This window comes from Winogradskyella sediminis (assembly GCF_003387355.1).
Lineage (GTDB): Bacteria > Bacteroidota > Bacteroidia > Flavobacteriales > Flavobacteriaceae > Winogradskyella > Winogradskyella sediminis.
In genome coordinates this window covers 89,839-104,288 of the sequence record NZ_QUNH01000003.1, presented here as the reverse complement: position 1 = coordinate 104,288, position 14,450 = coordinate 89,839, and the positions used below count along the sequence as shown (strand labels likewise).

At 33.7% G+C, this 14,450-nt stretch carries 11 protein-coding genes; 1 reads left to right on the top strand and 10 read right to left on the bottom strand.

Annotated features, from left to right (window positions below; genetic code table 11):
* Positions 1-78 precede the first annotated feature (78 nt).
* The 10 genes from C8N41_RS13180 to C8N41_RS13135 form a co-directional block, all read right to left on the bottom strand.
* Positions 79-3,036 carry a glycoside hydrolase family 3 N-terminal domain-containing protein gene (locus C8N41_RS13180; RefSeq protein ID WP_115839613.1) on the bottom strand — a complete coding sequence of 986 codons (2,958 nt, stop codon included), beginning with the start codon at positions 3,034-3,036 and terminating at the stop codon, positions 79-81.
* Positions 3,037-3,171: 135 nt separating this feature from the next.
* Positions 3,172-4,395, bottom strand: coding sequence for a phosphoserine phosphatase SerB (gene serB / locus C8N41_RS13175; RefSeq protein WP_092443323.1), 1,224 nt, complete (start codon positions 4,393-4,395; stop codon positions 3,172-3,174).
* Between the two features lie 75 nt (positions 4,396-4,470).
* Positions 4,471-4,956, bottom strand: a complete 486-nt coding sequence (locus tag C8N41_RS13170) for an ABC transporter ATPase (protein WP_115839822.1) — start codon at positions 4,954-4,956, stop codon at positions 4,471-4,473.
* A gap of 35 nt (positions 4,957-4,991) precedes the next feature.
* On the bottom strand, positions 4,992-6,497 hold the full coding sequence (locus C8N41_RS13165) for a PH domain-containing protein (protein ID WP_115839612.1): 1,506 nt from the start codon (positions 6,495-6,497) through the stop codon (positions 4,992-4,994).
* Positions 6,484-7,002, bottom strand: coding sequence for a PH domain-containing protein (locus C8N41_RS13160; protein ID WP_115839611.1), 519 nt, complete (start codon positions 7,000-7,002; stop codon positions 6,484-6,486). The genes C8N41_RS13165 and C8N41_RS13160 overlap by 14 nt, the downstream gene beginning before the upstream one ends.
* An 18-nt stretch (positions 7,003-7,020) precedes the next feature.
* On the bottom strand, positions 7,021-7,227 hold the full coding sequence (locus C8N41_RS13155) for a hypothetical protein (protein ID WP_092443328.1): 207 nt from the start codon (positions 7,225-7,227) through the stop codon (positions 7,021-7,023).
* A gap of 14 nt (positions 7,228-7,241) precedes the next feature.
* A complete protein-coding gene (locus C8N41_RS13150) occupies positions 7,242-8,024 on the bottom strand; it encodes a (Fe-S)-binding protein (protein WP_092443330.1) in 783 nt (260 codons plus the stop codon).
* 89 nt (positions 8,025-8,113) lie between these two features.
* Entirely contained in the window at positions 8,114-9,430 is a 1,317-nt protein-coding gene (locus tag C8N41_RS13145; protein WP_115839610.1) for a (Fe-S)-binding protein, read from the bottom strand.
* A 10-nt stretch (positions 9,431-9,440) separates the two neighbouring features.
* Positions 9,441-10,388: an MlaD family protein gene (locus C8N41_RS13140; protein WP_092443334.1), complete on the bottom strand. Its 948-nt coding sequence runs from the start codon at positions 10,386-10,388 to the stop codon at positions 9,441-9,443.
* A gap of 55 nt (positions 10,389-10,443) precedes the next feature.
* Positions 10,444-11,562: an N-acetylmuramoyl-L-alanine amidase gene (locus tag C8N41_RS13135; protein ID WP_115839609.1), complete on the bottom strand. Its 1,119-nt coding sequence runs from the start codon at positions 11,560-11,562 to the stop codon at positions 10,444-10,446.
* A gap of 111 nt (positions 11,563-11,673) precedes the next feature.
* Here C8N41_RS13135 and C8N41_RS13130 point away from each other — a divergent pair, with 111 nt between their 5' ends.
* Complete coding sequence (locus C8N41_RS13130; RefSeq protein WP_115839608.1) at positions 11,674-14,436, top strand: putative LPS assembly protein LptD; 2,763 nt, start codon at positions 11,674-11,676, stop codon at positions 14,434-14,436.
* Positions 14,437-14,450: the final 14 nt, after the last annotated feature.

Genomic DNA, 14,450 nt, shown 5'->3' with positions numbered 1-14,450 from the left:
AACTAAACATACTATTTTAATTAATAGTCTTAATAAATTTAAAAACTTACAATTGTTTTCACATTTGTAGTCTAATCATTAATCGATAATCGCTTCGTAAATTAAAGCTTGAATATCAGTTCTAATATTTTCTCTTAACAATAGATTTTTTCCGGCTTCTGGATATGTTCTATTAGCTAAAAACACATATACAATATCTTCTTCTGGATCTGCCCAAGCGTATGTACCTGTAAACCCTGAATGTCCAAAACTCGTCATGGATAAACAGCCACAAGTAGGCCCTTCATCTCCTAACTGAGGTTTATCGAAACCAATACCTCTCCTATTATTATCACCACAATAGTAGCAATAATTAAATTTATCTACGGTTTCACTTTTAAGGTAGCGTTTGCCACCGTAAAATCCTTTTTGTAAGTACATCTGCATTATTTTGGCAACATCGTTAGCATTGCTAAATACGCCTGCATGTCCTCCTATTCCTCCTTGCATAGCCGCACCCATATCATGCACATAACCATGTACTTTTTTGTAGCGATAGTAATTGTCTATTTCTGTTGGCACAATGTTCTTTAAGCTAAATTTTTCGCGTGGATTGTACGTTGTATAATTAGCCCCTAAGGATTTATAAAATCGATCTTCTGCAATTTCACTTAAGGGTTTTGCGTAAAAATCTTCAAGGTAACCTTTAAGAATATAATACGGTAAATCGCTGTAACGGTATCTTAATCGCGATAATAAATCACTATCTCGAATGACTTTTTGAATGGAATCTTGATAATCATCTCGCATAAAAAGGGTATTGGTAACCTCTACCGTAAAGCCTTCTGTGCGTGATTTTCTATAATATTTTGGGTCTGGTTTGTTAGTTACCGTATCTAGAGTGGGATAATAAAATGGAATCCATGGTTTGAGTTGTGCATAGTGCGACAACATCTTTTTTAGGGTCACATTTCGCTTGTTCGTATTCTTATATTCAGGAATTAAATCCCCTAATTTATCATCTAATGAGATTGAGCCTTGTTCTTCTAATTCCATCAATACTGGTAGTGTAGCAAGTATTTTTGTTAATGAAGCTACATCATAAATATCATCGAAACCAATCTTATTCTTTTTCTCATAGGTCTGGTAACCAAAATTCTTATTATAAATAACTTTACCTCTACGCGCTACGATCAATTGAATTCCCGGAGTCATTTTCTCACTAACTGCGCGGTTTGCTAGAGAGTCTATACGGCTTAACCGTTGAGAATCCATACCAACACGTTCTGGGAGACCGTAACTTAAACGCATCAAAGAATTGTAATCTTCACCTGTACCTACAGGAAAAAATTGACCAGCACTCACTGGTAATTTCCCCTTAGCCGAAATGGCTCCAAAAATCAATTGTGCAGATTTTTCTTGAGCAATTTTACTATTTTGATAACTCATTACAATACTTTCGATATTTTCAACCGTAAGTAAATCGTTTAAAGCATATGGTCTTGCAAAAACATCTAATACAATAGTGTTCGTTCTTGCTATTTCATATAACCAAGCCATCTCTTTTTGGGAAAATTTAAATCCTTTCCATGGGTTGGCATTAGATTTATGGTATCCCACAACAACCGTATTGTAATTTTGAAGCTTTGATATGATACCATCAAGTTTATCAGCTTTTATCTCATGTATCTTAGCGTACTTTTTTAATTCGTCTAAAAATGGAGAACCATTATCATCACCTAATGCTACATAAGCAATCTTCTTAGTTTCTAAATCTCTGAGGGGTAATAGTTGATTGGAGTTTTTTACCACTGTTATGGCATTTTCCATAAGCTCTTCATACAAGGCATCATCCTTAATTCTATTAAGATCTTCAACTAGATTGTACATACCGACTGGTGAATAGTTCTGTAAACCCACCTTGTATTTAGCCATTAGTATTTTTTTTACCGAATGTGCAAGACGCTCTTCTGTAATTGTACCATTATTATAGGCTTCTACAAATTTAGCAATCCCTTTTTCTGGGTCTTGAGACATCAGCATCACATCATTACCCGCTAAAAATGCCATTAAATCAATTTCACCTCCTTGTATCAAACTCTTTGTTCTGGTTCCATCAACGCCTTTTTCAACATAATCAGCGGCACCTTTCATGGTAAGAGCATCTGTAAAAATTAAACCTTTAAAGCCTAAGCTATCTTTTAAAATATCGGTAACAATATGCTTGGATAAAGAGGACGGAAAATCGCGTCGAGTCTCTAAGCTTGGTACATTTAAATGAGCCACCATAACACTTGCTAGACCTTGCTTAATGAGTTTTCTGTAAGGGTATAGTTCAATAGAATCGATACGTTTGGCACTAAAATTAATAGTTGGTAATTTTAAGTGTGAATCCTCTTCGGTATCACCATGACCTGGAAAATGTTTTGCATTAGCTAAAGTACCTGCACTTTGCATGCCTCTCATAAACGCTAATCCTTTTTCAGTGACATTGTCTCTGTCTTCTCCAAAAGAACGATTACCAATAATAGGATTTTCTGGATTTGTATTTATATCTACAGCAGGTGCAAAATTAAAATGCACACCCAAACGCTTGCAGTGTTCACCTATTTGCCGTCCTGCCTGTTCTACTAATCCATTATCTGTTATAGCACCTAATGTCATATTCCAAGGAAAAGCATAAGTAGAGTCTAATCGCATACTTAAACCCCATTCAGCATCCATACCAACTAACAATGGAATTTTTGATGCAGCTTGTAATTCGTTATTTAATTTTGCTTGGCGCATTGGGCCTCCTTTGGAATAAATTAAGCCACCAATATGCTGATTTTTTATCAATTTTGCGATTTCGGCTTCGTGTGCTTTTCCTTTATCAGAAAACACTTGAACCATAAAAAGTTGCCCTATCTTTTCTTCAATAGTCATAGACGTATACAAACTATCAACCCATTTCTGTTGTTGAATAGGATCTTTAGATTGAAGAGGATTATTAAAATGATCTTGCCCAAAATTAAATTGAAAACAAGTACATATAAGAATAAGGGCGAGGTAACGCATTAGCAATCTTTTATTGTTTATAGGTTGAACACAAAAAACATAACGAATATTGTGCCAAATTAGCATATTTAAAAGGAAGTAAAAAGACTTTAAGATACTTTTATAACCTGTATTATGGACAATATAGGTGTTGGTTTAAGATAACAAATCAATTTGACGATCGTGATAACCTAACAAATAGAGCACACCATCTAACCCTATACTAGAAATAGAACTTTGGGCATTATCTTTTACCTTAGGTTTGGCATGGAACGCAATACCCAAACCTGCGAGGTTAAGCATTTGCAAATCGTTAGCACCATCTCCTACGGCAATGGTTTGACTGATATCAATACCCATTTCGTCTGCTAGTAATTGTAAATATTCAGCCTTTTTATTACCATCTACAATATCACCAAGATAGCCACCTGTTAATGCACCATCTTTAATTTCAAGCTGATTTGCAAATACATAGTCGATATCTAATTTTTTCTGAAGATAATGTCCAAAATACGTAAACCCTCCAGAAAGTATGGCCGTTTTAAAGCCGTAATAATGTAAAGTATCTATTAAACGTTTTGCGCCTTTTGTAATCGGCAAACGCTCTGCAACCTCTTGTAAGACGGTTTCACTAAGTCCTTTTAAAAGCTGCATACGTTGTTTAAAGCTTTCGTTAAAATCTATTTCGCCTTGCATGGCAGATTCTGTGATCGCTTTTACTTGCTCACCTACTCCTGCTAATTCCGCAAGTTCATCAATAACTTCAGTTTGAATTAAAGTTGAATCCATATCAAAGCAAACCAATCGTCTATTTCGTCTAAAAATATTATCCTCTTGAAAAGCAATATCGGCATCCAATTCTCTTGAAATTTCCATAAATTTCTGTGTAAAATCAGTCTTATCTCCGATTTCACCTCTAATAGACATTTGGATAGAAGCTCTGGGATATTCTTCTTTCTTTACTAGAGATACACGACCGGTTAATCGTTTTATAGAATCTATATTTAAACTCTTATCTGAAATGATTTTAGTAACTTCAGAAATTTGTTCTGCTGCCAATTTTTCCCCCAAAATAGTTACGATATAACGATCTTTACCTTGCTGATTTACCCACTTTTCATAATCTTCTAGTGAAATAGGTTTAAATTTGGCTTTAATACCAAGTTCATAAGCTTTAAACAATAAATCTTTAAGTACAGCTGAAGACTTTTTACCTTGTTTAATTTCAAACATAATACCAAGTGAAAGCGTATCGTGGATATTAGCTTGTCCGATGTCCAAAACTTTAGCATCGTATGCTGCCAAAACACTTGTTAAACTAGAAGTTAAACCTGGTCTATCTTGTCCTGAAATATTTAATAAGAAAATGTCTGTAGCCACAATAAAAAATTTGTCGTTTTAGTAGAACGTAAATTTGACTAATCTATCTGATATATAAAAATTTTTAAATACGTATTATTTAATAAATCGACTATGCCAACTCTCACTTGCAGGAACTTCCCAATTCTCATTGAATTCCGCAATGTTTGTAACCAAATTATTAAATACAATCGTATTTTTAGATACAGCTTTTTGCTGTGCCATTTTTTTAAAATCTACCAACGGTTTATACGCTATATATTCTCCTTGTTTGTAAGACACATTCATCTTATCCATTAAATCCACATTGTACTGTTGCTCTAATTGTTGAATAAAATTAACCGACGCATCTATAGAGCAACCTGTAGCAGCATTTAGATTTTGGTCCATAGCAATGACAATAAATCGCTTATAAACAATTTCATATCCGGCTTTAAGATCTTTTCCGTGAGCTGTCCAGGCTTCAATAAAAGTATCGAGTTGTCCTTTTAGTTGTTCTATTTCTTCTTCTGAAAATGAACGATTAGCTTGATAAATCCAAACTCTAGATTCTTCTGGCAACGTATTAAAATCGACTAACATATCTAATTGTTTTTTCTTTATGCGAAAATAAGGATTTACATCCAATCTCGGTCTTGAGATTCTACCTTATATAACAAGAAATTATAAATAGATAAGGCCTCTGTTTTGGATATATAAGGAATAGTTACAGATTTTGAAGCGGTTGAAATGACGATTGAAGCAATATCTCGTGGTCTTTGAAAAACGGTCTGTTTTAATTTAACGCTTTGGATTTTATGAATTTCTAAAACATTTGTTGTGGTATCGATTACACCGCTTCCAATTGAAACAAAATTCTCTGAAATAATATAATACGCTTTTTTATAGGCAACATATACATACAAAATGGCTAATGGCAAAAACATCACATTTATCCATAACATCTTTATACCAAAAAAGGCTAAGGACACACTGTTTAAAATCGCACCAAAAACTAACATTTCAAGAGCTGAAATTCGCATATAGTAAGGTTTTGGTTTAGCTTTTTCACCTTCGTTATCTTCGTAATTAGATAAAAGCTTATTCACTAGATAGGACAGCTGATCTTTTTCTAAAGCAACAATTTTGAAGTTTTTTTGCTGCTTTACATTCACCATGGCTTGTTTAACCGATAAAGTATGTAAACCAAAAAATTGTTTAACCCGATTCGTCGTTATAACTAAATTTTGAATGCGACTTGGCGTTAAACTCAAAGATACTTTGTTAAAAAGCCCCTTATTAATTTCTACTGTTTTTTGATGTTCTACAACCTCGAGATTAAAATTAATTATAAAGGTTTTCACTACTGAGAACAAAAATGAAATTAATACCACACCTATAACAATAATAACATTGGTAATTATTAAATTAAAAATTGTGGCTTCATCTAATTCTGTAAAACCTTCAACATGTTGTTCTAACTCTAATTCTTTTAAGACATCTTTAAATTCAGTATACAGTCCGAAAGCAAACGTAATAATTAGTAAAAAACTCTTAAAATGGTTTTGAGACAAGCCTTCTAATAGCAATCGTTTTGGCGTCACTTTAAAAAACACTTCGGGTTCTTCAGTTAGTGCGATCTCTTCGTCATTGCTTAGTTCAATTTGCGCTTTTCTGAAAAGTTTTTTCTTTAACAATAATGCTGTTGGTTTATCTAAAGCACTAATTTCTATTTCAGATTTTTTATCTCCTGCAGTTTCAATTTTTACAGAAACGACATTAATAATTTGTTGTAGAAAATTTTGTTTAATGTACACATTCTGAATTTTCGATTTAGGAATGATGGTATTGTCTTTATTTACAATCCCTGTCGCTAAATGGAAATCGTCATTACTGATATGAAATTTAAAATTAAGGTACTTTAATATCGCGTAAACAAGGATAATGATTAGTATCGCTAAAAATCCTAAAAGCATCATAATAGGTGTTACGTTTCCAATAGATTTACTTCTAAGAATGGAAACCCCAAATGCAATAAAAAGCACAAAAAACTTCTTAATAAACGTGACTAAGTTAAACGCAAAAATGACAATAATCCCTTTAACAGATTGCCTTATAGGTTGTGAGAAATCAGTTATTTCCATTCACCTCAGAACTTATAAAATCATTAATTCGTTTGGCCTCTAAGTGCGGAAGCCCCTTAATACTGAGATCGCTTCCGGCTTCACCTGCTGTAAATATTTTTAATGTAGCCAGATTAAATTGTCGTGCCAACCAACTGCGTGATTCTTCAACATGTTGAATTCTAGAAATAGGAACGGTGGTTAAAGCGTGTACAATTAAACCTTTTGCATATATGACATCAAAACCACGAAGGGCATATTTTCGTTTTTTAAATGCTAATAAGGCTATTATAAAATTAAGAATACAACATCCCAAAACACCTAAAAACACATACCAAAAATTATCATGAAACTCTTCTTCCTTAATAAGGTACTTTAATCCGAATAAGCCAGCAAAAATAATACTGTAAACTAATAGTGTATTTAGTACAATAATTTTAAGATACGCTTTAGAAATGGGTTTTAATTCAACATCTTCAACATGAGGTAAGTCTTCTACGTGTATTTGAGAGTTTGTGAAGGTCATGATTTACGACGTGTTATATTAATTTTTCTTTTTAGTTACTTTATATCTAAACGCATAACTCATAACTAAGCCAAAAAATAATGCATTTAACACAAACTTAAATAACGAAAATGATGCTTCCGTAAAATAATCATATCCAGCCATCATAAGGGCGTAAAAAACACCAATAATAACACCTGTTAAAATTCTTTTTTGTAATGGTAACTTTTCAATATTGTTCTCCATCTACCAATGCAATTTTAAGCGTTAGCAATAAGTTCTGCAATATCTAAAACTTTAATATCGTTTTCTTTTTCTTTAAATTTAACACCATCGGTCATCATAGTATTGCAATAAGGACAACCTGTTGCAATAATTTCGGGTTGTGTTTCTAAGGCGTCTTCTGTTCTTAAAACATTGATTTCTTTATTACCAGGCTCTGCATCTTTAAACATCTGCGCACCACCTGCGCCACAACATAAGGCTGTGCCTTTATGACGTTTCATTTCTATTAATGAGGCATTTGTTTTTTTAAGGACATTTCTTGGGGCATCATAAACACCATTTCCTCGTCCGAGATAGCAAGGATCGTGGAATGTAATGCGTTTGCCTTTATAAGTATTGCCTTCTAACGTTAAACGACCAGTACTTATTAATTCTTGTAAGTATTGAGTGTGGTGAATAACTTCATAATTACCACCTAAACTAGGGTATTCATTTTTAATACAATTGTACGAGTGTGGATCGCAAGTAACAATGCGTTTTACCTCATATGCGTTGAGCACTTCGATATTCATAACCGCTTGCATCTGAAACAAGAATTCGTTACCAGCACGTTTTGCCACATCTCCTGTGTTACTTTCTTCTGTACCTAAAACGGCAAAATTCACATTGGCTTTGTTTAAAATTTTCACAAATGCCTTAGTGATTTTCTTAGCCCTATCATCATAACTACCAGCAGAACCTACCCAAAATAAGATTTCAGGTTGTTTCCCTTCTGCCATCATTTCTGCCATGGTTGGCACTTTTAGTTGCTCACTCATACTTTTAGGTTTAATCGTGTAATTGTTTAATTATTTATCTGTCACTCTAATTGTGAGTAACATTTCAACCACTCAACTTTTAAAATTTCTTACGCTTCGTCTTTCCAATTTAGACGGTCCATTTGGTTATAAGGCCAAGGTGCTCCGTTGTTTTCTATATTGGTCATCATGTTATTTAATTCCATTGGTGCAGCACTTTGCTCCATCACCAAATAACGTCGCATTTCGATAATAATTGATAATGGATCTATACTTACAGGACAAGCTTCTACACACGCATTACATGTAGTACAAGCCCACAATTCTTCGTTTGTAATATAATCGCCTAAAAGTTGTTTCCCATCGTCTTTAAATTCACCATTATTAGCATCAATGTTTTTTCCTACTTCTTCTAGTCGGTCTCTCGTATCCATCATAATCTTACGAGGTGATAATTTTTTGCCTGTAAGATTTGCAGGACACTCACTGGTACAACGTCCGCATTCCGTACAAGTGTAGGCATTAAGTAGTTGCACTTGAGATAAATCCATAACATCACTTGCTCCAAATTTAGCAGGTACGTCATCTTCACCAGTTTCAGGTGGTGCTGCATAAGGATCTGCATCCGGATCCATCATTAACTTAACTTCTGCCGTTACAGCGTCAAGATTATTGAATTTTCCTTTTGGTACCACTTTGCCATAATACACATTAGGAAAAGCTAACAGAATATGTAAATGTTTAGAGAAGTATAAATAATTTAAGAATACAAGGATACCCACAATATGTAACCACCATGCCACTCTTTCAATGGTGTGTAATGTTTCTACATCGAATCCACTGAACCAAGGTGCAATAAATTGTGAAATTACATTTCCTGAACCTGCAGTCTGAAACACCGTATCTGTAGCATTCATCACTAAAAACAAACACATTAAGACAACTTCAAAATAAAGAATAATATTACCATCACTCTTTGGCCAACCTTTCATTTCAGAACTTAAAAATCGTTTAATTTTAATGACATTTCTACGTAACCAAAACACGGTTACACACACTAAAACTAACACTGCTAAAATCTCAAAAGCACCTATTAAAAATCCGTAAAGGGCTGATGGTAAAACTTGTTGACCAATTCTATGTGTCCCGAAAAGGCCATCGATAATAATCTCTAAAACTTCAATATTAATAATTATAAAACCAACATACACAATGGCATGTAGAAAACCTGAGACAGGTCGTTTTACCAATTTACTTTGGCCTAAAGCGATATTAACGACGTTTTTCCAACGTTCTGGTTTGTGATCACTGGCATCTACCTTATGACCTAATTTAATATTACGGATAAGCTTTTTTACATTATTTGCAAAATAACCAATACCTGCAATTAACAGAATAGCAAAAATTATATTTGGTAAGTATTCCATGATGGTGACTCTAGTTGTTGTTTAATTGCTCTTGTGTTGGTTCCTCATAAGGAATCTCTCTCTTAGACAAAATACGTCTGTATCTTGCAGGATGTAATTTTATATCTAAAAGTAAGAGTTGAAGTTCTTTAGACGCAGCGTCTAAATTGTCGTAAAGTGAGTTATCATTAAGTAGTTTCCCCATAGATCCTTCACCAGCGGCAAGACCTGAAACTAGTTGATTAAGTTTTAAAACCATGTCATCCAAATTCTTAACCGTATTAGACAGCTTAGCGTCATTTAAATCTTTTATTAAAATCGCTAATTCAGCACTCGTTTTGTCAAAATTCTCTAAAACGGAAGCTATTTTTTCATCGTTTTCGCTTAACACGTTACCTGCTTTAACACCCACACCCTTAAACGTTTTTAAAGTTGCATTAAGTTCTGCAATCGTTTGCTGTAAGCCATCCTCGGACTCATCGACAACCAATTTATTTAAATTAGTTATTAAAGTATCGGAAGAACGAAGTGTGGTACCTAGATCTTCACTAATACCAGAAAAATTCTTTTCTAATGAAGATATCATTCCTGGTTTTACTTCCGATTTAATAAAATCACCAGGTTGTGCCAATTCACCATCATTAGCCTGAACAATTGACAATGCATTGCCTCCCATTAAACCTTCTTGGTACAACCGAACAATACTATTTTTAGAAAATTTAAGTTTTGGAGTAACACTAAATGAAATACGGGTTTTACCAGATTCAAAATCGTATTTTATCTCTTCTACTTCCCCTACCTTATTACCTTTAATGGTTACTGGAGAGGATGTTTTTAAAGCGTTATAATCGAATTCTGTGTAGTACGTGTTAGAACTATCAAACAAATCTTCACCTTTAAGAAATGTAAATAGGTAAATACAAAAGGTGATACCAGCTATGACTAATACTGCTGTTTTTACTTCTCTTGAAATTTTCAATGGGCCTTAATTTAGTTTGCTAACAAAATTAGGAATAAATATACTAATAATGATTCTAATTTGATTCTGTTTTTAACGCATCTGCGACGTCAATTTTATTATTTCCTTTGTAGGCTACAATAAAAGCACCAGAATATCCCGATAATTTTGCTTCATTTTGAAGACGCCTAGCTTCATTATAGTCGGAAGTTTTTCCACTGAAATATTTGTAAATATTGCCATTCTTTTCTCTTGAAATATCAGGTAATCCTTTAAAATTATACGATTTAGCTTCCAATGCTCTAGAACTTGCAGCTATTTGCACTTTAAATGTTACACCTTCTACAATCATTGGATCATCTTCCTTTACAACAGAATCTGTATCAACACTAAGACTAATTTTGTTGCCCACATTTAAGTCTAATTCTTTTTTATAGTCTATTATAGCGTCTTTAATAGCTGTAGCTACTTTTACCTGACCGTTCTTAGAATTTAAAAATGCTCCTTCATTTTTATTCGTAATAAATCCTGTTTCAATTAGAACACTTGGCATGTAAGTATTGTGTAACACCCACAAACTTAATTGCTTTATCCCTCTACTTTTGCGTTTTAATTTATTAACAAAATTATCTTCAACCTTCCGTGCCAAAACGATACTTTGTTCGATATAAATTTCTTGTTCTATGCCAATTGCAATTGAAGATTCAGGCGAACTTGGATCAAACCCCACATAATGTTCATGGTGATCATCTTCTAAAAATATTACTTCATTTTCTGCCTTTGCAACCGCCATATTTCGAGAAGAATTTTTCTCACCCAAAACATACGTTTCTGTACCATAAGCTTGGGTATGGTGTGCGTTACAGTGAATAGACACGAAAAGGTCTGCATCGGCTTTGTTTGCAATAGCAGAACGCTCATGTAACTCTAAAAAAACATCTGTTTTACGCGTATAAATAACTTTGATATCGGGATGCTTTTCTAATTGTTTACCTAATTCTAAAACTACCTTTAAAGCTATATGCTTTTCGGTATAGCCATTCTTAGTTGGCCGTCCCGGATCCTTTCCTCCATGACCTGCATCTAAAACAACTATAAATCTATCGTCTTGAGCATGTAGCAATTCAAAAGATGTTAAAGTACTTATAAATAGAAGAGAGAAAAATACTATTATCGTTTTAGGTATCGTTTGCATATTTAATTTAACGGTTTAAAAATTCGGTTTATTATATAGAACCATGAAGTAATACAGTATTTTTCATTTTAAAACTTTTAATAAATTAATCACAAAAAAATAGCTGTACTTTTGGCGTTTCAAAAACCGAGCCATACTTTTACAAAAATACATTTAAAAGCATTGCATACAAAAAGCTTATACATACTTTTTCTCTTGAGTTTTACAGTGTTTATCAACACTTTTAGCTTCGCTCAAGAATTACCAAAAAAGACGAGAACTATTCCGGTAGAGCAACGCAAAGATTCAGCTACTATTGTTGTTGATTCTATTATTAAACCTCCTACAGCCACTCAAGAAATTGATTCTACCACCACAGATTCGGTAAAACAGAAAGGTTTACTAGAAGGCACTGTAAAATACAGAGCTAAGGAATATGTTTCTCTTAGCCAAAAACAGAAAAAAATATATCTCTACAACGAAGCCGAAGTTCTTTATCAGGATATGGAAATTAAAGCTGGAGTTATAGTAATTGATTACAGTAAAAACTTAGTGTATGCTGGCCGTATTAAAGATTCTACGGGTTACCAACAACGCCCAGTTTTTAAGCAAGGTGAAAATGTTATTGAGCCAGATTCTATTGTATTTAATACCGAAACAAAGAAAGCTTTAGTATTTAATTCTAGAACCGAACAACAAGGTTTTAAAGTATACTCACCTTTAACGAAAAAAGAAAACGATTCGGTTTATTTTATGAAAAACGGTCGTTTTACCACAGCTGAAGATGAGGAGGACCCAGAGTATCAATTTATAACTTCTAAAATGAAATTGGTCCCTGATAAAAAGGTAATTGTTGGACCAACATATATGGAAATTTACGGAGTTCCTACTCCTATTGCGTTACCATTTGCGTTTTTTCCTATGACCAAAAAACAAACGTCAGGAATTATTTTCCCTTCTTTTGGTGAGGATAGCAATAGAGGTTATAATTTACAGAATGGAGGTTATTATTTTGCGATAAGTGATTATTTAGATTTAGCCATTTTGGGTGATTATTATACCAACGGTAGTTATGGCTTGCGAGTAGAAAACAATTATGCTCTTCGTTATAAATTTAGAGGTAATTTTAGTTTTAGATATGAAAATTTGCTCAACCAAGAGCGAGGTTTCCCAGATTTTACTCAAAGTACAGTTTATAATATTCGATGGTCTCATAGCCAAGACACTAAAGCGAGCCCTAACTCGCGTTTCTCTGCATCGGTAAACCTAGGTAGTAGCTCATATTACCAAGAGTCTATTAATCAATTAAACCAGTCTAACTTTTTAAATAACACTTTAGCATCTTCGGTGTCCTATTCCAAAACGTTTTTGGGCGAACCACAAGTTAACCTAAGCTTAACAGCAACACATAGTCAGAATACAAATACAGGTGATATTAATTTAACACTGCCAACAATGCAGGCTTCTATGGGAAGAGTTTATCCGTTTGCGCCAAAAACAGGAACTAAAAAAGGAGCGATTCAAAATGTTAACTTTCAGGTGACCTCTAGAGGTGAATATAGTATTCAAACCAACGATTCCATATTTGGTAAAGCTGAAATGTTTGATGATGCCATAACAGGAATGAAACATAGTATACCTGTCACAACTAACTTTAAGGTGTTCGATTATTTTAGTGTTAGTGCTAATGCTAACTTTGAAGAAAACTGGACGTTAAAAACCGTGAATAAATATTGGGATCAGAGTGAACAAGTAGAAGTTTCTATTGACCAGAGTGGTTTTGACCGATATTTAACCTACAATTTTGGAGCAAGTATTGGAACCACCATTTATGGAATGTACGATTTAGAAAATGAAGATAAAACAGCCAAAATAAAAGCGATAAGGCATGTTATGCGACCTTCCTTAAGTTATTCTGTTAGTCCGGCGTTTAACCAATACTATGAAACCTACGAGGTTATTGATGCTGATGGTACCACATCTGATGAAGTAGAATATTCACGCTTTGAAAATTCGCTTTACGGTTCACCAGGTAAAAACTATTCGAGTAGTATTGGTCTATCATTAGGAAATAATGTAGAAGCTAAAATTCGTTCTAAAGATTCTACAAGTACAGAACCCGAAAAAATATTCATTCTAAACAATCTTAATTTTTCTACAGCCTATGATATTTCTGCAGATTCTCTACACTGGAGTCCTGTTCGAGTAAGTGGAGGTACTCAGATTTTAAATAAAAAGATGAGTATTAATTTCGGAATGACACTAAATCCGTATGCCTTAGATAGTAACAATAATGTTATTAATACTTTTAATATCAATAACGGCGGTAGTTTGTTTAGATTAACGTCAGCTAATGTAAACATGAGTTATACTTTGTCTAATGATAGTTTTTCGGGCGAAGAATCTGAAGAAAAAAAGGCTTCAGCACAAGAGTCTGCAAGATCTGGTGGACGAACAGATGATTTGTTTGGAAGGTCTGAAGATTATGCCAACAAACGCCTCTCGGACCGAGAAGGTGAAGACGAGGAAGATGAAAATAATGAATTTTATAATTATAAGATGCCTTGGAGTTTAAGGCTGGCCTATTCTGCCAATTACACCAACACAAAACGCGACAACACCATATCCTCGCATTCCTTAATGTTCTCTGGTGATGTTGATATTTCACCAAAATGGACTGTTCGTGCATCCTCAGGATACGATTTTCTTAATAAAGGAATTACATATACACAATTGGGTTTTGAGCGCGACTTATTAAGTTGGCGTATGAATTTTTCTTGGATACCATTTAGCGATCGCAGTTCATGGAATTTCTTTATAGGTATAAAATCTAACTTGCTTAAAGATTTAAAATACGATAAACGTAAACAACCAGACCAACAAGTTGGAAATTAACATCTTTCTTTGCT

Excerpts from the sequence above, each read along its gene's own strand:
- C8N41_RS13180 (WP_115839613.1), bottom strand. The coding sequence starts at position 3,036 with ATGCGTTACCTCGCCCTTATTCTTATATGTACTTGTTTTCAATTTAAT.
- C8N41_RS13170 (WP_115839822.1), bottom strand. The coding sequence starts at position 4,956 with ATGTTAGTCGATTTTAATACGTTGCCAGAAGAATCTAGAGTTTGGATT.
- C8N41_RS13165 (WP_115839612.1), bottom strand. The coding sequence starts at position 6,497 with ATGGAAATAACTGATTTCTCACAACCTATAAGGCAATCTGTTAAAGGG.
- C8N41_RS13160 (WP_115839611.1), bottom strand. The coding sequence starts at position 7,002 with ATGACCTTCACAAACTCTCAAATACACGTAGAAGACTTACCTCATGTT.
- C8N41_RS13155 (WP_092443328.1), bottom strand. The coding sequence starts at position 7,227 with ATGGAGAACAATATTGAAAAGTTACCATTACAAAAAAGAATTTTAACA.
- C8N41_RS13150 (WP_092443330.1), bottom strand. The coding sequence starts at position 8,024 with ATGAGTGAGCAACTAAAAGTGCCAACCATGGCAGAAATGATGGCAGAA.
- C8N41_RS13145 (WP_115839610.1), bottom strand. The coding sequence starts at position 9,430 with ATGGAATACTTACCAAATATAATTTTTGCTATTCTGTTAATTGCAGGT.
- C8N41_RS13135 (WP_115839609.1), bottom strand. The coding sequence starts at position 11,562 with ATGCAAACGATACCTAAAACGATAATAGTATTTTTCTCTCTTCTATTT.